We start from the raw sequence: 22,617 nt of genomic DNA, 5'->3' as shown, positions 1-22,617 counted from the left end.
AGGTTTGATTTGTGCTAATTATTGGGCGGAAATGTACTAGTTTGAAAACCCCGGTTTTTATAAAATGAACTTATCAAACAGAGGAACAGTAAAGTTACTGTTTGCAGAACTGCGTTTTTTACAGGGCGGTGAATAGTAACACAGGGAAAAGAAGGAGGATACAAAATGTTTAAGAAAAGTCTAGCCGTTTTACTTGGCACCTGTATGGTTTGTTCGTTGGCAGGATGCGGTGGTTCATCTGATGCGGGTTCCGGCAGTTCCGGAGAGGAAAGCAAGAAGGGGGAGTCAGCCGGGGGGAAGAAAGTGGTGAGTTTCTACTCCTGGTCCGAGAGTGCGGAGCAGGATTTTGACAAGGCTGTGGTAGCACAGTATGAAAAAGAGCACCCGGATGTGGATATAGAGGAGAATTTCATACCCTACAATGAATATCTGAGTAAAATGAACACTATGGCCGCTGCCGACAGTCTGCCGGATGTATTCAAGATGCCGGAGGGCAGTGTGCTGGAATGGGGATCAAAAGGGGCGCTCTTGGATCTGAAGCCTTTATATGAAAAGGCAGGAGTGAGACCGGAAGATATCATGCTGGAGTCAACAATCTTCAAGACCGGTGAAAATATATGGGGCGGCGGATGCAACGTAGCCACCATTGCCCTGTATTATAACAAAGATCTTCTGAAGGAGGCGGGTGTGGAATTTCCAACCACAGATGCGGACAATCCCTGGACCTGGAACGAGTTTGTGGATAATGCGAAAAAGCTCACAAAGGATGCAAACGGGAAGACGGCAGGAGAAGACGGCTTTGACGCTGAAAACATCAGTGTATACGGCACTATGATGCCCACGGACTGGAACGTGTTCACACCGCTTCTCTACAGCAACGGTGCCGGAATCGCAAATGAGGACGGAACAAAGCTGGAAATCAGCTCAGATAAAGGGCTTGAGGTGATCCAGGGGATTGCGGATCTGTCTCTGAAAGAGAACTGTGCGCCGTCTGTGGCTATGGCGAAGGGGGCTTTTGCCGACAAGAGTACCATGCTCATGAACGGACAGGTGGCCATGCTGATTGACGGCTCCTGGGCACTCAGCAACTATTCCAATGAAAGCTTTGACGTGGGAGTTGCGCAGATCCCGGCCTTTTCCCAGGCTGCGAATATGAGCTGGACAGCGGGTATCTGTATGTCACCTAAGGATGCAGAAAATGAGGAAGCATTTGATTTTTTCAGATACTACACAGACTTTAACGAGGCGATCCATGCGGCTGAGGAAAATAATGTGGCTCTCGGCGGACTTCCCCATACTCTCAATGTGTTTGACGGCGGGGAGAACGAAGAGGCATGGAAGGCAACCTACACCAATATAGACGAGAGCAGCAACTGTGAGGCATTTAAAAATATCCTGAACCAGAAAGGCACACGTGTGGGGGAGAATATAACACTGAAAAATTTCCCGGTTATTGTAGACAACACCATTATCCCCACCCTGGACAATGTCTGGCTGGGGGAGGAGACAGCGGCAGATGCCCTGGGCTCTCTGGACCTGTCCTCCGATCTTCAGGGAACATGGAACTGATGTAAATCTTTATGTCTCAGGAACTTTTTGTTCCTGGGACATATCTGAAAAGCAGGCAAACCATGTCAGGAGGAAAATATGGATAACAGTAACGTGAAAAAGAAAATGAACCTAAAAGAAAAAAGCCAGTTGAAATGGGGGTATTTCTTTATCGCCCCGGCTATCATCGGTCTTATCTGTTTCAGTTTTGGTCCCATGCTGTTCAGCCTGGGTATCAGCTTTACGAAATGGGATGTGATAACAGCAAAAGAGTTTGTAGGACTTGACAATTATAAGGCGTTGTTCCATGATCCGTTGTTTTTTAAATCCTTAAAAGTGACTTTATATTATACCTTGTTAAGCGTACCTCTTATAACGTGCATCCCGCTGCTGACCGCCATGCTGCTGAACACCAAGATAAAAGGGATCTCTATATTCAGAGCCATTTTTTATGTGCCGTCTATTGTTCCCATCGTTGCCAGTGCAGCGGTCTGGATGTATATCTACAACCCCATGTACGGACTGCTCAACAGTATATTGAAGGCCCTGGGGCTTCATACTCATAATTTTATATTCAGCGAGACTGGCGCGGTCCCTTCCCTTGCGGTGATGGCACTCTGGGCAGCAGGGAATACGGTAGTCATATATCTGGCAGGCCTTCAGGGGGTGTCACGGCAGTTGTACGAGGCGGCAGAGATTGACGGAGCAGGAGCAATTGCAAGGTTTTTCCATATCACCGTGCCCATGATGACGCCAATCATATTTTACAACTTTGTAATGGCGATCATCAATTCCATGCAGATATTCACACAGGCATATATCATGACAGACGGCGGCCCTGCCAATGCCACCTTCTTCTATTCCCTTATGGTGTACAGGACCGCGTTTAAGCAGTCGCGGATGGGGTACTCCGCTGCTATGTCATGGATTTTCTTTATCATCATTGCAGTCCTGACATTGCTTGTGTTCAAATCGCAGAAAAAGTGGGTCGTTTACGAGAATGGAGATTGACATATGAAGAGTAAAAAGCAGAAAAGAATCAGGGTTACCTGTTATATATTATTGATCGTAATTTCAATTACCATGTTGTTTCCGTTTTTTTGGATGGTGCGGAGTGCGTTCATGACCAACAGAGAGATAACAACAGTACCAATCAAGTGGATCCCTTCCAGCTTTAATTTTGATAATTTTGTGGAGGCATTTACAAAGGATTCCTTTGGGAGATATTTCCTAAATTCCGCGGTCATTGTGGTGGTGAATATGGTGGGTTCTATTTTAAGCTCCAGCTTCATTGCGTTTGGATTTTCCAGGCTTAAATTCAAAGGGCGCAATATCTGGTTCGCGCTCCTTTTGTCCACTATGATGATACCATATACGGTTTTGATGATACCGCAGTTCCTCATCTGGCAGTCCGTGGGAGGATATAATACCTTTCTTCCGCTGACGGTGCCCTGCTTTTTCGGGACGGCGTTCAATGTATTCCTGGTGAAACAGTTCTACAGCGGGATTCCCAAGGAGTACGACGAGGCGGCACTTGTGGATGGGGCGAATTACTTTACGATTTATCTGAAGATCATTATGCCCATGGCAAAGCCTGCGCTGTGTACAGTGGGAGTCTTTACCTTTATGAACACATGGAATGACTTCATGGGACCGCTGCTTTATCTGGATGACCAGAAACTGAAGACAGTGTCCCTGGCACTCCAGAATTTTATGGGGCAGCACAACAGCCAGTGGAACCTGCTCATGGCAGTGGCGACGGTCATAACGATACCTATGATCGCAGTGTACTTTGCGGCCCAGAAGTATTTTATCGAAGGAATCACATTTTCAGGATTAAAAGGATAAGAGGAGGTATGGGAAATGAGGCTTAATTTAAAGGAGGTGCCCTTCAGCACCAGAGGTTCTTATATGGCAGTGTCATATCTGGAAGGTGGGTTCCAGGGAAGAGAGATGGAGACGGGACTGTATCTCAGGACAGTACACGGCGCTGCCAGTTCTTCTTTTCTTGCCCGGATCGCTCCTGTGTATGAGGGAAAACCTGTAGAGTATACATATGAGGCAGAACCGCAGGAAATACGGATATTTACAAAATACGGAAAGGCTGGGATCGCCTTTGCGGATGACAGGACCATAGTGCTCCATGGGGACGTGGAGCTGGAACTGGATTTTATGGCAGAGGGGACCATGTTCACCTTTGCGCAGCCGTGGAAGGCGGGAGACAGAGACTTTTATCTGATGAACTGTTTTAACGGCAATTCGCGCTATATGCTCCGGGCAGGGGAAGGACAGATCCAAATTGACCAGAAGTGGAGCGTGAGCACAGCAGAGTATTGCCGGATGAGGCTTGAGAAGGGGAAGGAAAAGACGTACACAGTAACCCTTGAGGAGAATTTTGAGGACTGGCTGGACAGGGGAACGGACTATGACTATGCAGAGGTGGTGAGGGAAAGCAGGGAAAAGTTTCTTGCATTCTTCCATTCCATGCCGTCGGTTCCGGCAGAGTACCGGGAGGCTGCCCAGGTTTCGGCTTATGTGGAGTGGGCCAGCATGGTGTCACCCTGCGGTTTGCTCAAAAGGGAGTCCATGTTCATGTCGAAAAACTGGATGTGCAATGTGTGGAGCTGGGACCACTGCTTTAATGCCATGGCTCTTGCCTACAACAACCCCAGGGAGGCATGGGACCAGTTCATGGTGATGTTTGATTTCCAGAAAGGATCAGGAAATATCCCGGACAGTGTCAACGACGCGGTGATCATAAACAATTACTGCAAACCGCCCATCCACGGCTGGACCCTGAAAAAACTTATGCAGATCATGGACCTGAGTAAAGAACAGCTTCTTGAGGCATATGACAAAATCGGCAGATGGACCAACTGGTGGTTAAACTGCAGAGATGAGAACGGGGACGGACTTTGTGAATATACACACGGAAATGACTCCGGCTGGGATAACGCTACGGCCTTTTCAAAACTCCCCCCAGCCACTCTGCCGGATCTGAACGCATTTCTTGTCCTGCAGATGGATGTTCTTGCGGATGTGGCAGTCAAGCTGGGATATAAAGCAGATGCCGCCATGTGGAGGACACGTTCGGATGAACTGATGGGAAGGATGCTGGATGTACTTTTCTGTGACGACAGTCCGGTGGCCCTGGCAGGATTTGGCATGGAGCCGGTAGAGACGGACAGCCTGATATTGTATCTCCCTATCATTTTGGGAAATAAGCTGCCAGAAAAAATCCGTAAGAACATGATAGATGATTTAAAGGGCGGAAAGTTCAACACAGAATACGGTCTGGCTACAGAGAGTCCCAAGAGCAGCGCGTACGAAGCGGATGGTTACTGGAGAGGTCCAATCTGGGCACCCAGCACCATGATCATTCTTGACGGTATGATGGAATGCGGGGAAAAGGAATTTGTACAGGAAACCACACGCAAATTCTGCCGTATGATACAAAAGAGCGGCTGTGCGGAGAATTTCGATGCTTTAACAGGCAGTGGCTTGCGGGACAGAGCCTATACCTGGACCGCCAGTGTCATGTTGGTCATGGCACATGAATATCTGGAATGTAAATAGTGGAATAGATTAACCGGATTCATAAAAGCGGGTTATCTCCATTTAAGGAGATGGCCCGCTTCTTTTAAATTTGTCCAACCGCAGGGATATTTTAGTTTTTATCATTCAGCTTCGCTGGGAAGAGAACGGTAAAACTTCTTCTGCCGTATAAAATAATAGATGATAAACAGCACAGCCGTAAGCGCCCAAGAGATGGGATAGCTCATGAGTATGCTCTGGATCCCCGGAATATGGGGCACAACCGCAAAAATCCAGAAGATCCGCAGCAGGCAGACACCCCCGCATGTCATGATCATTGGAATCAGCACATCTCCCATGCCGCGGAGGGCACTGGAGAGGATTTCAATGAAGATAAACAGCACATAACTGGGTGCGATCACCTGGATGATCTTCATACCCACCTTGATAACCTCAGGGTCCTGGGTGAACATGCGGAATATATAACTGCCAAACAGCAGGAACAGGGCACTTACCAGTATGGATGCAATAAAGTCCATAAACAGACACACAAATACACTTCTCTTCATACGTGAGTATTTTCCGGCCCCGTAATTCTGCCCCACGAATGTGGTGATAGCAATGGAAAAGGCGCCGGATATCATCCAGTAAATGGCGTCCATTTTGCCAAAAGCCGTGTAAGCTGCCATGGTATCTGTCCCCAGATTGTTCAGGCAAGTCTGTATAATGATATTTGAGATATTATACATAACAGACTGGATACCGGCAGGAAGACCGATGGTGATAATGGATTTGAGCAGGAATTTGTGGAAGCGGATGCTCTTGGCTTCCAGCAAATACATGTCCCCCGGCTGCATCAGGGCCCGCACCACCAGGATGGCACTGACGGCCTGGGCAATCAAGGTGGCAATGGCAGCACCCTCTACACCCAGATCAAGTCCCACAACCAGCAGGACATCAAGAAAAATATTAATAAAACAGCATACGATCAGATAGTAAAGGGGGCGTTTGGAATCCCCAACAGCTCTCAGGATCGCAGAACCTACATTGTAAATAAATACAAAGACGATCCCTCCGAAATATATACGCAGATAAGAAGCAGAACCGGCCATTACATTTTCCGGTGTGTGCATCAGCTGCAGCATAAAAGGAGTCAGGATCAGTCCTAGGACGGTGATGATGACACTGCCCACTATGGAGAGGGCTGCTGCTGTGTGCAGGGTGGCATTCAGGTCCTTTTTATTTCTGGCCCCAAAGTATCGGGCAATGATAACCGTGGCACCCGAGGAAAGCCCCACGAAAAATCCCACAACCAGATTGATGATCTGGCCGGAGGAACCGCCCACGCAGGCCAGGGCTTCTTTGCCCACAAACCGGCCTACCACAATGGCATCGGCTGTGTTGTATAGCTGCTGGAATAAGGTGCCCAGCATAATGGGAAAGAAAAACAGGAGGATCTGTTTCCAGATGACTCCCTCTGTGATCTGATTTTGGCCGGATTGCTTTGTACTCATGATGTTCCCCCCTGTTTATCGTGTGTTCATATCGAAAAAAAAGCACATAAGATATGCTGCCTTATGCCCTATATATACATATATAACACAGTTTTCCAAGAAAGTCGATAAGATAAAATAGTTTTTATATTTTGATGGATTGTAACGGTTTGGTACCTCACAGTCAGAGGGTTTAGGAATGCACCTTCCAGGGCGCGTTGCTGTACAAAAAATACACTTTAAATGTACTGTGAACAATAACCGTTTTGTGGTATGATAAAGGCAGAAAAATTTTGTTTGGGGTAAGACTGGAGGAACTTATGAAAGTAAAAATACGTGTAGCTGACCCTGCAGGGAATATCACAATTTTTGTCATGACGCCACTTGACAGAAGCCGGTATGCGGAAGCTGCCAATCAGCTTTTAGAACAGAGGGAATATAAGGCGGAGCAGGTGGGGTTCATGGAGGAGATGAGGAACGGTACCTGCCGGATGCAGATGATGGGCGGAGAATTCTGCGGAAATGCCACAAGGAGTTTCGGATATCTGAAAAGCCTTTTGGACCCGGACCATCCCAAACTTGTGGAGGTGGATGTGAGCGGCTCGGATTCCCCTTTAAAGGTTGAGGTGGATCTGGAGGCGGGCACCAGCCGTACCGCCATGCCGCTTCCACGGAAGATGGTGAGTCTTTTAGTGCCTGGACATGGAAGTTGTCCTATGGTCTGCTTTGAGGGCATCAGCCACATTATCGTGAAGGGACCAAGAAGAAGTGATGCGTTTGTGCAGACCGTGCTGAAGGCAGCTAAGGAACAGGAAACATGCGATGCATACGGTATCATGTTTCTGGAACCCAGCGGGGACGGTATGGAGAAATGTTACCGGATGACACCGGTGGTATATGTGGCCAAGACCGATTCTCTGGTGTGGGAATCAAGCTGTGGCAGCGGGAGTATGGCATGTGCGGCTTATTTGGCGGATAAAAAGGAGGACGGGACTTATATTTATATTTTAAAACAGCCGGACGGCCTGATTGAAGCATCCGTGATCCGCCGGAAAGGGAAAACAGCAGAGTGCAGAATGGGCGGTAAGGTTTCCATTTCTGATGAACTGGAAGCCGAGATCCTGTGCTGTGCAGAATGAAACGGTGAGACAGAGCTTATGTAAAAGGAAGAAGAAAGGTTGACATAAATATGCAGAGAAGCAGTTTACATAATCCATATCCAGTAATTGAAAAGGACGGCACCCTTTCCTTTGGCGGCAATCAGGCTTGGTCAGATTCTGCTGTTATGAGGAAATGTGGATGCGGTGTGATAGGCGGGACAGATTTATTGTTGTATTTAAGTTTACATAAAGATATCTGCCGGACGGAATTATTTCAGGAAGCCTATTTGGAAAACGGTATTCTTGAACTGCCGGAGTATTTGAATTATGTAAACTATATGAGGAAAAGGTATCTGCCGGTCATCCCTTATTTCGGTATGGCAGGGTGGATGCTGGTGCTGGGGCTGAATCGGTATTTCAGGCATGAACGGATCAGGCTCAGGGCAGCGTTCGGGGTATTTCCCAGGAATCTGTGGGTGCGGATCAGTGCCATGCTGGCGCATGATATCCCGGTCATTCTTTTGGTGGGGCCTAATTTTCCTTTCGTATGGGGAAAACACAGGCTGAATATGTACCATCGGTCAGCGGCAGGGGAGTATTCCCCTTCCTGCCAGATAAAGGCACATTTTGTAACTGTGACAGGTATGGATGAGACCTGGATGCGGGTTTCCTCCTGGGGAAAGGAATATTATATCAACAGGCAGGAGTATTACAATTATGTGAGGAAACACAGTAGTTTTCTGATCAGTAATATCTGCTATATTAAGAGCAGATAGCAGCGGGACTGATGGAAGAGTTCATCATATTTGGGAATTATCGCGGGCGGCGGATGTGCCGCTTGGTGATAATTCCCTTTTGTTTTAGGCGCCGCGGGTTGGTAGTGGTCAAAATATCAAACATTTTTGGTAGGAAAGGCACCTGTTCCGTCATAATGACATGAGTTACAATGGTTTCATCAAAAAGATCACGGAGGTAATAAAAATGAGAAAGAAAACAGTGGCTATGCTGCTTACAGCGGCAATGACCTGCGGCATGCTGGCAGGGTGCGGCAGCCAGGGGGACGGCAGTAAAGCGGCTTCCGGCTCAGGCGGCAAAAAGGGAGACGGTGATACCTTGACCGTTATGTGTGTGGGGACAGAGGCAGATACTTATATTGATGCCTACAACTCCATTGCTGAGAAGTTTTCAGAGGATAACGAGTATGGCGTAAAGGTAAAGATTGATTTCTATGAAAATGAACAGTATAAGACAAAGCTGACTACCCTGATGGCCTCAAATGCAGTGCCGGATGTGTTCTTTACCTGGGAATTGTCTTATCTGCAACCGTTTGTGGAGGGAGGTAAGGTAACGGATATCACCTCATATCTGGAGAAGGATGCAGAGTGGAAGGACAGTTTTGCGGACGGAACCCTGGATCTGCTGTCATATGACGGTAAGAACTATGGAATTCCCACCCAGAAATCACTGTGTGTTATGTTTTATAACAAAAAGATATTTGAGGAAAACAAAGTTCAGGTGCCCTCCACGTATGATGAGTTTTTGAGTGTGTGTGACACCCTGAAAAGTAATGGGGTGACTCCTATGGCTATGTGCGGGACCGATGCCTGGATCCCTGCGCAGTTTGTGCAGCAGATAGCAGGTGGGATGGCGGGGGACAAGCTATTCCAGGATATTTGTGATGGAAGTGAAAAGTGGAATAATGAAACCCATGTAAAGGCGGCCGAGGAAGTGAAGAAAATGGCAGATGCAGGGTATTTTCAGGATGGATATATCGGCATGGGGCCGGAGGAGTCAACAGATTTATTTACCAATGGAAAATCCGCCATGTATTTTATGGGAGCGTGGGATGCGGATAAGATCCAGAAGAGCGGTATAGGTGAAGATGCGGGGGCGTTTGTGCTGCCGGCTTATGATGCGCAGTATAATAATATTTCCGTGGGGTCTGTGGATACCAGCTTTGCCGTTTCAGAGACTTGTAAAAATAAAGATGCGGCTGTGGCGTTTTTGAAATTCTGGACTTCCCAGGAAATGGAGGAAATGCTGTTGTATGAAAACGGCAGGATCCCGGCAGATAATTTTGAACTGGATACCAGTAAGCTGACACCGCTTATGGGGGAGGTGCTGACCATCTCCAATGAGCAGGTAGGACTGACTCCCTGGTGGGATAGACAGTTTGGAGCTGGAGAAGGGGTTGAGTTTAATAATACTTGTGTTTCTGTGCTTGGGGGGGAGGATGCGAAAGCGGCGTTTGATGGGTTGCAGCAATTTGCGGAGGATAATGCTGATAGGTAGTTAGTTGATGGATGGCTAAAAGGGACGGGGAAGGAGGAGGGGCAGAGCAGGACCGGAGGGGGAGGGGAACCGGAAAACGATGCACTCCGCTGGTCAGAAGCTAACCTGCTCCCAGTCACTAAGTTCATCGCCAGTGGGCTCTTCACTAAGTGTCTGGGGCAGGTGGATCTTCTGACCGCTCCGCGAAACATCGTTTTCCGCTTCCCCTCCCCCTCCGGCCCTGCTCTGCCCCTCCTCCTTCCCCTGATTTTGGCAACGGTAGGATGGCAGCGGTAGGATGCGACGGCAGGATACAGCGGTAGGATACGGCGGTAGGATGCGGCGGTAGGATGCGACGGCAGGATACAGCGGTAGGATGCGATGGCAGGATACAACGGCAGGATACAGCGGTAGGATGCGACGGCAGGATATAGCGGTAGGATGCGGTGGTAGGATACAGCGGTAGGATGCGACGGCAGGATATAGCGGTAGGATGCGGTGGTAGGATACAGCGGTAGGATGCGACGGCAAGATACAGCTGTAGGATACAGTGGCAGGATGCAGCGGTGGGAAGCGGTGGTAGAATGCAGCGGTAGGAATCAGCGTAGGATGCGGTGGTAGGATATAGCGGTAGGATACAGTGGTAGGAAAGGAATTTAGTGGTAGGATGTGGATGGATTGAGTTTGGGTTGGCGAGGTAGATGGGATGAATAAGGTTTTAGGGAATAAGAGGAGTATTGCGGTGTTTGTGCTGCCGGCTTTTTTGATTTATGCGGTTTTTGTGTTGGTGCCGATTGGGTATAATGTGTATGTTAGTTTCCTGCAGACGGATTTGATGAGTCCCAGTAAGTTTGTGGGGTTGAAGAATTATGTAAACTTGTTTCGGGACTCTACTTTTACGGGGGCTTTGAGGAATAATATTTTGATGGTGATTGGGTCGCTGATCGCGCATTTGCCGTTGGCGCTGTTGTTTGGGAATATTTTGTTTCAGAAAATTAAGGGGAGCCATTTTTTTCAGACGGTGTTTTTTTTGCCGAGTGTTATCTGCGGGGTGGCTGTGGGGCTGACCTGGACGTTTGTGTATAACTCGGAGTTTGGGCTGCTCAATAAGTTTTTGGAAGTGATCGGTCTGGAGAGTCTGCAGCATGTGTGGCTGTCGGATAAAAATCTGGCACTGTTTTGTATCATTGTGGTTGTTATGTGGCAGTTTGTTGGGTATCACATGATCATTCAGCTTGCGGCTATGAAAAATATCCCGGCCTCTTATTATGAGGCGGCGGAGATTGACGGGGCTAGTAAATGGGTGCAGTTTAAGAGTATTACCTTTCCATTGATCAAGCCTATCTTGAAGGTGGATGCGGTACTGATCATTACAGGTTCCCTGAAATATTATGATCTGATCGCGGTTATGACAGGAGGCGGGCCAAATCATGCTACGGAACTTATGTCAACCTATATGTTTTATCAGGGGTTCAGGACGCTGAAGTATGGGTATTCCGCAGGGATTGGTGTGATCCTGCTGATCTTATGTATGTGTTCTGTGCTGCTGTCAAATTTGGTGTTCCGTTCGGAACCTGTTGAATTTTAGGAGGAGGGCGGAAAGATGAAAGTATCGGCAAAGGATAAGGTTTTTCTTGTACTGAAATATGTTGTGCTGGGGATTTTTACCGTTCTGTGTCTTTATCCTCTTTTGTGGCTGTTTTTGAGTTCTTTTAAGACGAATACGGAACTGTACGCCAATCCCTGGGGGCTGCCGGAGCAGTTCAGGCTGGATAATTATATCCAGGCCATAACAGAGGGGCACATTTTGCAATATTTCGGCAACTCTGTTATTATTGCAGTATCGGCCGTTTTGGTGGCAGTTGTGTTGAGCAGTATGGTGTCTTACGCCATCACAAGGATGCAGTGGAAGCTGTCTAAGCTGACGCTGAATGTATTTTTGCTGGGGATGATGATCCCGGTGTATGCCATGGTGGTTCCCTTGTTTTCCATGTTTAACAGGATGGGGCTTTTGAATACACATTTGGCGGTAATCATACCGCATATTGCGATCGCTTTTCCAATGGCTATTTTTATAATGACAGGATTTATGGGGTCTCTTCCCAAGGAGATGGAGGAGGCAGCGGTTATGGATGGGTGTAATATCTACCAGATATTTTTTAAGATCATTATGCCTATTTCAAAATCTTCGGTTGTGACGGTGGCGGTTGTGACTTTTATTAATATATGGAATGACTTGCTGCTTCCGCAGATTTTCCTGACGGATTCGTCCAAGATGACGCTCCCGGTGGGGCTGACAGAATTCCAGGGTCAGTATGCAACGAATTATGTGGCGGAGATCGCAGCAGTGATTATAACCATAATACCCAGTATCATTGTGTACATATGGCTTCATAAGCACATTATGGAGGGCATGGTAGCCGGGGCGGTCAAGGGATAGAGGAGGAGACATGAATTTACTGGTTGCGGATGATGAGATGGCGATACGGAGGGGGATGTTGTCCCTCCCATGGACAAGTATTGGCATCGAGGAAGTATATGAGGCGGAAAATGGACTGCAGGCAAAGGATATCCTGCGGCAAAAACGGGTGGACATTATAATCAGCGATATTAAGATGCCCGGACTTACAGGATTAGAGCTGGCCGAGTATGTGAAGGAGTATGATTTGGACACGGCAGTGATACTTCTGACAGGATTTTCTGACTTTTCCTATGCCCAGAAGGCAATCAGAAATGAAGTTTTTGACTATATGCTAAAGCCGCTGCGGCCTAAGGATATTCTGGAGACCGTGTCAGGTGTTATGAAGCGGCTGGAGCAGAGACGCTATCAGAAAAATGTAGTGCGCAGGTATGAGACCGACGCGGACAGCGTGGATCTGGGTGACCAGATACGGCATCATTTCAGAGGCATCAATACGCAGTGTATGAACATCCTGCAGGATATGGCCCAGAGCTTTACGCAGGATATCACATTAAATTCCATTGCGGATACCTATCATTTTTCACCTGCGTATCTCTCCAGAATGATCAAGAAGGAGACAGGGTACTCTTTCAGCGAGATCTTAAACAGTATGCGTCTTGCAGAGGCAGTGTGGCTGCTCAGGGAAGACCATGTGAAAATCGGGCTGCTGTGTGAAAAATCAGGGTTTCGGGATGCCAGATATTTCAGCCAGGTGTTCAAAAAAGCGTTTGGATGCAGTCCCGGCGAATTTAGAAAAAATGCCGGACAGCAGAAAAACCACAGTATTAAGAGTATACTGGAACTGATTCAGGAGAAGAAATGAGATTACTCTTTGGCAGGTCTGCGCAGCTTGGAAGCAGCAGAGGTATCCGGAGGCATGTGATGACAGAAAAAAGAAAGCGGAAGCTGAGGATCACGGGGATCAGAAAAAAGATGCTGTTTGTATTTGCTGTGCTTATTACAATAACAGGTGCAGGCATCTCTGTTTTTTCTGCGGCAGTTTTCAAGCAGGGATACGGCAAGATTTCTAAAGTGTATCTCCAGGATGTAACACAGCAGACTACCAACAATCTTGAAAATATGATTCAGACTATAGAGGACATTAATATTCAGATCCTCTCCAGCGCTGTGATCCAGGAGCAGCTGGAGATTGTAAACGGGCAGGAGATGGAGCCTTACAGTATCCGGAACATCAGCAAGATCGTGGAGCGGGAGCTGGAGACAAACGCCCTGTTCAGTTCCGATGTGGTTTCACTGAGTGTTATCTCAAAGAGCGGTCTGGAGTTTTCCGTAAAAAAGATCACAGGGCGCGGGACTGACCTTGCTTTTTTGGAGGGAGATATCTATAAGGCCAATGGGACCACCCTTTGGGGACTGGTGGGACCTGACAAGGATATCTGTATTGCCAAGGCGATTCTGGATCTGACCACTATGAAGCCCATCGGATATATTAATATTGTTTACGAGAGGGAGTATTTCGGTGACATTGTAAAGGATAATTCCACGGAATACTCGGGCGCGTCATATGTGGTGGACCGGGATGGGATCATAGTTGTCACCAACCATGAAAAATATCTGGGCACCCGTTTCCCCGTGGCCATCGAGGCACTGAGGGAAACGGACACATCCAGATATGATATATTAAATGATACTAATTCTTTCTATTATGTGGGAAACGAGATGCCAAATGGCTGGACCCTTGTGGAAGCGGTATCGGTAAAGGAGTTCTATAAAAATACATACAGAGTCATAGGGCTGACAGGCATTTTTCTTCTGGGGATCTTGATCCTAAGTTTTTTCTCTATCAATATGGCTACAAAACATATTGCCAGGCCCACCCAGGACCTGCTGGAGAGTATGAAGCTGTTCGGAAAAGGAAACCTTTCCCACAGGGTGGAGGTAAAGACCACGGACGAGATCGGTCAGATAGGCAGCGAATACAACCGTATGGCCGAAAATATAGAGACTCTGATCGAAAAGGTCTACAAGATGGAGATCACCCAGAAGCAGGCGGAGATAGATTTTTTATGTATGCAGATCAATCCCCACTTTCTCTACAATACACTGGATACCATCAGCTGGATGGCTATTATGCAGGGAAACCTGGATATTTCGGAGATGACCATATCTCTGGCGGATTTACTCAGAGCCATGATCAAGAAGGACAGGTTTGTCACAGTGGAGGAGGAGATGAAGACAGTTAAGGATTATCTTCTGATACAGGGGCAGCGGTTCGGGGATAAGATATCTGTCCTTTATGATGTGGATGAACAGGCTTATCCCTGTCAGGTTCCCAATTTTATTCTTCAGCCGCTGATCGAAAACGCCATCATCCACGGGCTGGAACCAAAGCTGGAAAAAGGGATGCTCTGTGTGCGGATCAAACTGGAAAAGGACACCGTAGTATTCAGCATAGCGGATGACGGCGTGGGCATGAGCCGGGAAGAAATACGGGAACTCTATGAAAAATGTGAGATGAATGAGACCAATCAAAATATAGGGCTTAAAAATGTTTACCGCAGACTTATCCTGTGTTATGGTGAAAGCAGCAGGCTTCATATAGAGAGTGAGAAGCACAGGGGAACGAAAATTAATTTTATTCTGCCCATGATGATCAAGGATAACAGTTCAGACAAGCCTGAACTGTTATGATCAAGGGGCAGCAGCAGGAGGAAAACTAAATGAGAAATACGCAGAATTTCAAATGGGACGGCCTGTCCCTTGGAACTTGTTATTATCCGGAGCACTGGGACGAAAGCCTGTGGAGGGAAGACCTTCAGAGAATGAAGGCAAATGGTATTTTTAACATACGGATCGCGGAGTTCGCGTGGAGTAAGATTGAACCCCGGGAAGGGGAATTTACCTTTGGATTTTTTGATTCATTCCTTGATGTGGCTGAGGAGGAAGGGATGAAAGTCATATTCGGCACCCCCACAGCCACACCCCCGGCCTGGCTGACACGAAAGTATCCGGAAGTCCTGAACTGCCGTCTGGACGGTACGCCTTTCAGGCATGGGATGAGAAGACATTATAATTATAACTCTCCGGTCTATCAGAAGCTGTGTGCCGTTATTGTGGAAAAAGCGGCAGAACATTATGGACAGCGCCCCTGTATTGTGGGATGGCAGATCGACAATGAGATCAACTGCGAGGTGGATGTCTTCTATTCAGAGAGTGATACGGCTGCGTTTCGGATATTTCTGAAGGAAAAATATCAGACCCTTGACGCCCTCAACCGGGCCTGGGGGACGGTGTTCTGGAATCAGACGTATACAGAGTGGGAGGAGATTTATGTGCCGCGGCCTACGGTACATGACTCCACCAACCCCCATCAGGTGTTGGACTACACACGCTTTGTATCGGAAAGCGCAGTCCGGTTCTGCAGACTGCAGAGCGACATTATCAGGAAATATAAAAAACCGCAGGATTTTATCACCACAAATGGCATGTTTGGGAATCTGGATAATCATAAGATGCAGGATGAATGTCTGGATGTATATACTTATGACTCCTATCCTAATTTTGCGTACTGTCTGTGTGAGGACCCAAAACATTCCGATGACCTGAACGACAGGAAATGGAGCAGAAATCTGGCGGAGGTGCGGTCCATCTGCCCCCATTTCGGCATTATGGAACAGCAGTCCGGGGCCAACGGATGGAATACCCGCATGGAGGCCCCGGCTCCCAAGCCAGGACAGATGATGCTCTGGACTATGCAGAGTATTGCCCATGGGGCAGATTATGTGAGCTTTTTCCGCTGGAGGACCGCTGTCATGGGAACCGAGATCTACTGGCATGGAATCCTGGATTATGACAACAGGGACAACCGGAAGCTGTCTGAACTGAACAGGATATGGAAACGAACAGAGGCCATAAATGAGATGGCAGGGGCAAAGTATCAGGCGGCTTTTGGACTGGTGCGGGATTACGACAATATCTGGGATGCACAGCTGGATGCCTGGCATATGCGGTTTGCCAAGAAGAGTGAGAAGGAGATATTCACGGCATCACAGATAAACCATACGCCTATGGATATGGTATATCTCCTGGAAGGGACAGATGTGGAAGAGCTGCTTGCATATCCGGTACTTATTTATCCTCATCCCCTGATCCTTACAGAGAGAAGAGCAGAGGTTCTGAAACAGTATGTGGAGGCAGGCGGATGCCTGATCCTGGGGTGCAGGACAGGGCAGAAGGATGAGACAGGAAAATGTGTGATGCAGCCAATGCCTGGTCTGCTCCGGTCCCTGACACAGACGGATGTGAAAGAATACACGTTTGTGGGTCCGGCGGATGACGCCGTTTACATGGAGTGGGAAGACAAACAGGTGGAAACAGGGCTGTTTAACGATATCCTGGCAGTCACGGGTCCGGATGCCAGGGTGCTGGCAAAATACAGCTCCAACTATTACGAAGGCCGCCCCGCATTGGTGGAGACAGCCTGCGGCAAGGGGAAGGTCCTGCATTTTGGCGGTACTTTTACCCGGGATAATGTAAAAAGATTTTTGGATCATACAGGGGTGCTGGAACCCTTTGAGGAACTGGCAGAAGTACCAAAAGTCTGTGAGATCGCCATGAGGGTGAAAGAGGGAAGAAAATATCTCTTTGTTCTGAATTATGACAAGGAACCTCAGAAAATCGTACTCAAAGTACCAGTCATGGACATGGATACAAAAGATGAAGTACAGGGAAGCGTAATGCTGAATGCATACGGGACCAAGGTTTACCGCATCTTTTAACAGACAGAACGCAGAAGGCCTCCGGGATACGTGGAGCGCCTTCTGCGTTTTTTGTTATGTTTCAGTGTTCTAAAGGAATCAGCACGGAAACCTGAAAAATATTGTCTTTCTCCTCAAAACTGACCAGTCCTCCATGGCGTTCCACCACGGCCTGTACGGATTGGATGCCAAGACCGATGCCATTTCTTTTGGCGGAATAGAAATGCCCGTCTTTTTTGTGGATGGTCCCGTCGAAGCTGTTGTCCGCCACAAGGCGGAGCTGATGGCTGCTGGTCTTCCCTTTTAAGATAATGAACCGTTTTCCTGTATGCTGGCGGGAACAGGCCTCCACCGCATTTTCCATGAGGTTTCCAAGGAGGATACAGAGGTCCGCGTCAGTGAAATCCAAGGTTTCCGGAAGAAGGAGCACAGCGTCAAATGCGGCATTGACTTGTGCGGCTGCGGAAGCATAGTAATGCAGAATGGCGTCTGCGGCAGGATTGTTGGAGTAGGTCACTACATCCTGTATCTCCTGGCTGGGTTCATATTCTGCCAGGTACCGGCGGATATCATCCAGGGAATCCTTATCCGCCATTCCCCGCAGTGCGCGCATATGATGCCGAAGGTCATGGGACGCAGTCCTTGCAGCACTGATCTGGTCCGTGAGCTGTCTGTAATGGTCCTTCTGCATGGCGAGCTGGCGTTCCATCTGCCGGTGCTCCTCCGCCATGGTAAGGCTGTGCCGGTAGGCTTCAGCAAGATTTCCGCATAACACGCAGAAAAGTGCAAGCATAATGGCAGCCCCGCCGATCTCTATAAAACGGGCTCCATACACCGGTTCATACAGCGGCAGGGTCCTGTCCGCCAAAAGTGAGGCGGAGAATACCACAGAGGCGTAGAACAGCAGGAGGGTATATTTTTTGTGCATAAAAAAGGCCGCTGCTGAGGTGATGAGCAGATAAATGCCGGTCCCGTATTTTAATATGGCGGACACAGCGGAAAATCCCATGAGCATGTTGAGGTTCAGGCTGGATGCGGATATTCCGGTGCCAATAGAGAGAATGACCCCTGCGGCACAGACCACTGTCCACAAGATCGAATATTTTTCCTTTACATGACACAGGCTGTTCTGAAGTATGACCACCAGCAGCAGAATTATATAGAAGCAGGAAAGGTTAAGCGTATACCAGGGCTGGATCTTAATTGTGAAAAATCCGGTGAGCAGGGGAAACGCGGTATATCCTATATGACACAGGCAGAGCAGGGCATACAGAAACCCTTTTTTCCAGCGGGCCCGGAATCCCATATACAGTGAAAGGAAAACACCGAAAGAAGCCAGGAGCAGACTGGCGATCCGGAGCATATACCTGATTTCCCTGGCATTGCTAACAGCCTCCACGGTTCCAAAAGCCGGAGGATAGACCATTCCGCTGTAGATCCAGGAATGATCAGTAACTGCAAGAAGGAGACTGACCGTTCCCCCGCCCTGGAAGATGGCCATGCGGCAGCTTACCTCTGGGGTGTATGATTCCGGGTTCGGATCCCCGGACTGCAGGAGCAGTTCGCCGTCCAGGTAAAGACGATAGGACGAATAGATCTCAGGCAGTTCCAACGCATAGGAATTAACACCTGCAGGCAGCTGCAGAGTCAGACGGTATGTGCCGCACCCATGAGGGGAATGCAGTGTGTTTCCCGTTTCCATTCCCCCGTACTGCCCTACAGAGACATACTGCCGATAGGTATCCGCTGGTTTTTCAGAAAAGGTTTCAGGGGTAAAAGTAACATTGGGATAAAATTCCCATTCACGGATAAGATAACGCAGGGGGCACTGTTCCAGGTCTTCATCCGAGAGTGACAGGAGTCCGCAGATGGGCTGTGTACCCTTCCATGTGTATTTATTATCAATGTAATACAGCTGGCGGAACAGCAGGGAGGATAAGATCAGGATAAGGAGCGGGATCACACACAGGAATACCAGCTTTTTAGAATTTTTCATGGTATAGTCTCCTTTTGCGCAGAAGCAAAACAGCAGCAGCGGCTGTACACAGGATAACTGCAGTCAAAAGCAGAAGTATGCAGACGGTCTCTTGTTTTGTCAGTCTGCCGGGCAATTGGCCGTTGGGTTCCTGCAGGGTATATGTGCCGGTTTCATAAATGTTTGAGGACACCCTGCCCTGTACGGACATATATTGTACTGCGTTTTTGTTTCCGGTATCTGTATGGATCAGGGTAAGCTGCTTTTCCTTCCAGTCACCGGAGGGGGAAAAGGGCATGGTGATCGTGGTTTCTTCCAGTTCATGCAGTTCCCTGCCGTCCACGTTGACAGACAGGGAGAAGGATGTGGGATCTGTCCTTCGTATGGAAATTTTCAAAAACGCATCGTCCGGCAAATCCAGGGAAGCCAGGAAGGCAGAGGGGATCTCTACCGTGATGCCGTCTTTTTCAAATAAAACAGTGTCAGGATTGGTCTGGAGCAGAAGCCGCAGGCGGATCCCGGAGATTGTAGTTGAAGTTTCTGAGACCTGTTCCAGCAAAGGCTCCGAAGTCTGGTCTGAGGTGGCGGTTTCCTGATCCGATCCGGTGTCTTTCGGGGAATCTTTCTCTGCGCCGGAGGATGTATTTCCGGGAGCGGTTAACCCGGCACCGGAGGCAGATGTTTCCGGGGAGCGGGTTCCCGCGCCGGGGTCAGAGCTTTCCGGAGCAGTTGTACCTGCATCGGAGTCAGAGCCTTCCGGGGAGTTTGTTCCCGCGCCGGGGTCAGAGCCTTCCGGGGACAGTTTTTCCGCGTCAGAGGCTGAATTTTTAGGTGGAATGGTATTAGCTTCTGTGGACGGGTTTTCCGGAAGATGTGAACCATTTTCAGAATCCGGTGTGTTTGTGCCCGGTTCGGGACCGGAATCCGGGGGATCTTGTTCATAAGGGGGAAGATCCTGGTCTGTGCGGTCGCCCCCGTCATTGTCACCGCCTCCGTCAATATCAATCCTTCCGTAAGAAAAGCGCAGGATGTTTGATACACCCTCCATGCTCCCGCCCTGTACATCAAGGTAAAAAAGGTAATCCTTGTCTTGGGGCAGTCCGATTATCTGGGCGCCCAGGGAATAGGTGTAACTTCCCGGCAGTCCCATGATGTCCTGCCAGGTCTTTCCGTTATCATCTGAATAATACAGAGAAAGACTGTGTGCATCGGTGATCTCGGAGAAAAACTGTATACCAATGCTGTCCATCAGCTCATATGCGGCAGTTAGATACGGCTGGTCCGGTGCTATAATATGAATGGACAATTCCAGGGGAGGAAGGCTGACCGGAAACCAATCCGGTACGATAGGGGTGGAAGTCAGGGAATATTCTCCTGCTTCAGTGTATAAACCTGCGACACCGTCAAAAGAAACCGGAATGTCATATGTAAATTCAAGATCATTATCGGATGTAAAATAATATGCCAGGCTTGAACGGTTTATTGCACCGCCTGCGGTTCCGATAGGGTAGGAAAAACCGTAATTTTCCAGTATCCTGTCATATAGGCTGACGTTACAGTCATAGATCAGATACTCCGGTGACTGGGGAGTGACCCGGCAGCCGGTCATGGTTATGGGGGATGTGCCGGATGCGGCGCTGCCGCCCTCGCTGGTGATACTGCAGAGTACGGCTTCAAGAGGACGCTCTGTATAAAGACTCTGTGCCCCTGTTCCCTGGGATGTGATCTGAGCAAGGGATAACACGGTGTCAGGGCCATCGTCATAAATTACCGTGATGGCATTTTCTCCGCAGGCAGTGACCGTTGTCAGATCAGGGTCCCATTTACCCTTCCCGGTGATCTGCACAGCAGTACAACCCTCCCCGGATGCCGTGATCGTAGTCTCAGGGGAGGTGGACAGATAGCCTTCCACCAAAAACAGAGGCATACGGCTTCCGCTGCCATAGAACGAGACGGGTCCATCCATTTCAAGATAACCATTTTCCTGAACGCAGATCCCATACTCCCCCATTTGGATCACAGTGGCAGCCGGGACCGTAATGGTGTTGACTGAAAAATTCCACTCAATGGTATCCGTGAGGAAAATTGTGCCTCCGGGATGGAGGGTCAGTGTCTCATAGAGTTCCTCTGCGGTTGAACAGTAATAGGTTTCGACATTTTCTGAGGCATATGCAGGGCAGGAGGAAACCGTGAGCAGGAAAAGCAGAAATGGAATGGTAAAAAAAAGCGCTTTTTCGGTTTTCATAGGGTTTCCTCCCTTCTGAGGCCTTTCAAGGTATATTCCAGAAATGTCTTTTTAACGGTTTTTCTTCCCCTCTGCCGTATGGGGACACGCTCCTGATTTTTCAGCAGAAATTCATCGGAGGGTACACTCTCTATCCAGTCCATATTGACCATCACATTACGGTTGCAGGATAAAAACCGGGGGTCATGTGAGAGACTATCCAGGACAGAGGCAATGGGATCATAGACAATAAGCTGTTTTTCCGGCAGATGTATATAGGTTCGTCTGGAGATACAGTCTACATACATAATATCTTTCAGCAGGATTTCTGTTTTAATATTTCCTTTTACAGTCAGGGTAATATACTGGTTATCTTTTTCTAAGGGGGTACAGACAATATCCAGTGCTCTTGCCAGTGCTGTCTCCTTCAGGGGTTTGGTCAGATAATAAGAGGCATTCACCTCATAGCTCTCCACAGCGTGGGCATAGCTTGTGGTGAAGAAGATAAGAGAACAGGAGGTATCGGCCTGTCTTATCTGCCGCGCAGTATCCATACCGTTTAATTCAGACATATAAATATCCAGAAAGATCAGATCATACTGCCCGGGAGAGAATGTTGTAAGAAAACGCAGGCCTGAGGTATAACAATCCCAGGTGCCTGCCAAGCCCTTATTATGGAAATACGTTTTGAGCATATTTATCAGCTCCTGCCGGTCCTGTTCTCTGTCCTCCACGATCGCTATCCGCATAAAGCTTTCCCCTCTCTTTTTTCGCAATTATTACAAATATTTTAACATATCACGTTTGGTTGTACACTGAAGAAAACGGATTTTGGGTAAAAAAAATGGAGTTTCCGTGTAATCAAAATGTCTTTCCGTTTGGAAAACAGAGTTTGGGTGAAAGGTTCTGTTTATTATTCAGACAGTATGGTATATTTTCTATATATTTAATGGGTTGATAGAGAAAAAAATTGTTTGGAGGGAAAAGCATGACTGAAAAAAAGGAATTTTCTATTATCATTACAGGATATGAGCACAATACATGGCAGGGGGTATTTACATGCGGGGAATTTTCTGCCTCCTTTTTAAGTGAACTGGATCTGCTTCACCTGATAGAACATGAATTAAGTGCATCCCAAACAGAAGACGGGGCGGAGCAGATACCCGAAACATGATACAAGAGCAAAATAGATACCAGCAGCGGAAATGATATGCTACCTCTTGAGCAGATAAGGTAAATAGCCGAAATCTGCTTAGGGGGTATTTTTTTGTCCGGTTTTACTAATAAGATTGA

17 protein-coding genes are annotated in these 22,617 nt (G+C 48.0%); 13 read left to right on the top strand and 4 right to left on the bottom strand.

What is annotated here, in order from left to right:
* Window positions 1–165: 165 nt before the first annotated feature.
* The 4 genes from C6P39_RS08480 to C6P39_RS08465 all read left to right on the top strand — a co-directional run bounded on the left by C6P39_RS08480 (window position 166) and on the right by C6P39_RS08465 (window position 5,124).
* The gene (locus C6P39_RS08480; RefSeq protein ID WP_104803463.1) at window positions 166–1,569 is read left to right on the top strand and encodes an ABC transporter substrate-binding protein; all 1,404 of its coding nucleotides are present in this window, start codon (window positions 166–168) and stop codon (window positions 1,567–1,569) included.
* 78 nt (window positions 1,570–1,647) lie between these two features.
* Entirely contained in the window at window positions 1,648–2,559 is a 912-nt protein-coding gene (locus tag C6P39_RS08475; protein WP_167398043.1) for a carbohydrate ABC transporter permease, read from the top strand.
* A gap of 3 nt (window positions 2,560–2,562) precedes the next feature.
* The gene (locus C6P39_RS08470) at window positions 2,563–3,396 is read left to right on the top strand and encodes a carbohydrate ABC transporter permease (RefSeq protein ID WP_242986996.1); all 834 of its coding nucleotides are present in this window, start codon (window positions 2,563–2,565) and stop codon (window positions 3,394–3,396) included.
* 15 nt (window positions 3,397–3,411) lie between these two features.
* Window positions 3,412–5,124 (top strand): amylo-alpha-1,6-glucosidase, encoded by a 1,713-nt coding sequence (locus C6P39_RS08465; RefSeq protein WP_104803462.1) that lies wholly within the window; start codon window positions 3,412–3,414, stop codon window positions 5,122–5,124.
* 101 nt (window positions 5,125–5,225) lie between these two features.
* On the opposite strand, the gene C6P39_RS08460 is transcribed toward C6P39_RS08465, so the two are convergent.
* The gene (locus C6P39_RS08460; protein ID WP_104803461.1) at window positions 5,226–6,596 is read right to left on the bottom strand and encodes an MATE family efflux transporter; all 1,371 of its coding nucleotides are present in this window, start codon (window positions 6,594–6,596) and stop codon (window positions 5,226–5,228) included.
* Window positions 6,597–6,895: 299 nt separating this feature from the next.
* Between C6P39_RS08460 and C6P39_RS08455 the strand changes: the two genes are divergently transcribed.
* From C6P39_RS08455 to C6P39_RS08420, 8 genes are all read left to right on the top strand, one after another.
* On the top strand, window positions 6,896–7,714 hold the full coding sequence (locus tag C6P39_RS08455; RefSeq protein ID WP_104803460.1) for a hypothetical protein: 819 nt from the start codon (window positions 6,896–6,898) through the stop codon (window positions 7,712–7,714).
* A gap of 50 nt (window positions 7,715–7,764) precedes the next feature.
* Window positions 7,765–8,451 carry a hypothetical protein gene (locus C6P39_RS08450; protein WP_104803459.1) on the top strand — a complete coding sequence of 229 codons (687 nt, stop codon included), beginning with the start codon at window positions 7,765–7,767 and terminating at the stop codon, window positions 8,449–8,451.
* Between the two features lie 205 nt (window positions 8,452–8,656).
* A complete protein-coding gene (locus C6P39_RS08445; RefSeq protein ID WP_158661504.1) occupies window positions 8,657–9,967 on the top strand; it encodes an ABC transporter substrate-binding protein in 1,311 nt (436 codons plus the stop codon).
* Between the two features lie 685 nt (window positions 9,968–10,652).
* Window positions 10,653–11,534: a carbohydrate ABC transporter permease gene (locus C6P39_RS08440; RefSeq protein ID WP_104803457.1), complete on the top strand. Its 882-nt coding sequence runs from the start codon at window positions 10,653–10,655 to the stop codon at window positions 11,532–11,534.
* A gap of 15 nt (window positions 11,535–11,549) precedes the next feature.
* A complete protein-coding gene (locus C6P39_RS08435; protein WP_095174581.1) occupies window positions 11,550–12,386 on the top strand; it encodes a carbohydrate ABC transporter permease in 837 nt (278 codons plus the stop codon).
* A gap of 10 nt (window positions 12,387–12,396) precedes the next feature.
* A complete protein-coding gene (locus C6P39_RS08430) occupies window positions 12,397–13,230 on the top strand; it encodes a response regulator transcription factor (protein ID WP_104803456.1) in 834 nt (277 codons plus the stop codon).
* Window positions 13,231–13,289: 59 nt separating this feature from the next.
* Window positions 13,290–15,059, top strand: coding sequence for a cache domain-containing sensor histidine kinase (locus C6P39_RS08425; protein ID WP_158661503.1), 1,770 nt, complete (start codon window positions 13,290–13,292; stop codon window positions 15,057–15,059).
* Between the two features lie 29 nt (window positions 15,060–15,088).
* Window positions 15,089–17,146, top strand: a complete 2,058-nt coding sequence (locus C6P39_RS08420; RefSeq protein WP_104803454.1) for a beta-galactosidase — start codon at window positions 15,089–15,091, stop codon at window positions 17,144–17,146.
* Between the two features lie 61 nt (window positions 17,147–17,207).
* Here the strand turns inward: C6P39_RS08420 and C6P39_RS08415 are convergent, their stop codons facing one another.
* From C6P39_RS08415 to C6P39_RS08405, 3 genes are read right to left on the bottom strand one after another with little or no spacing between them, the layout of a single operon-like run.
* Window positions 17,208–19,121 carry an ATP-binding protein gene (locus tag C6P39_RS08415; RefSeq protein ID WP_104803453.1) on the bottom strand — a complete coding sequence of 638 codons (1,914 nt, stop codon included), beginning with the start codon at window positions 19,119–19,121 and terminating at the stop codon, window positions 17,208–17,210.
* On the bottom strand, window positions 19,108–21,345 hold the full coding sequence (locus C6P39_RS08410) for a hypothetical protein (protein ID WP_104803452.1): 2,238 nt from the start codon (window positions 21,343–21,345) through the stop codon (window positions 19,108–19,110). The genes C6P39_RS08415 and C6P39_RS08410 overlap by 14 nt, the downstream gene beginning before the upstream one ends.
* A complete protein-coding gene (locus C6P39_RS08405) occupies window positions 21,342–22,073 on the bottom strand; it encodes a LytR/AlgR family response regulator transcription factor (RefSeq protein ID WP_104803451.1) in 732 nt (243 codons plus the stop codon). Before C6P39_RS08405 ends, C6P39_RS08410 begins: the two co-directional genes overlap by 4 nt.
* Before the next feature lie 239 nt (window positions 22,074–22,312).
* On the opposite strand from C6P39_RS08405, the gene C6P39_RS08400 reads away from it, so the two are divergent.
* Window positions 22,313–22,498: a hypothetical protein gene (locus C6P39_RS08400; protein ID WP_095174588.1), complete on the top strand. Its 186-nt coding sequence runs from the start codon at window positions 22,313–22,315 to the stop codon at window positions 22,496–22,498.
* The last annotated feature ends 119 nt before the right edge of the window (window positions 22,499–22,617 follow it).

It is taken from the genome of Blautia marasmi (assembly GCF_900258535.1).
GTDB classification, from domain to species: Bacteria; Bacillota; Clostridia; order Lachnospirales; family Lachnospiraceae; genus Blautia; species Blautia hominis.
Note: the sequence above shows the minus strand (reverse complement) of the source record. Positions and strands in the feature narration are given on the sequence as shown.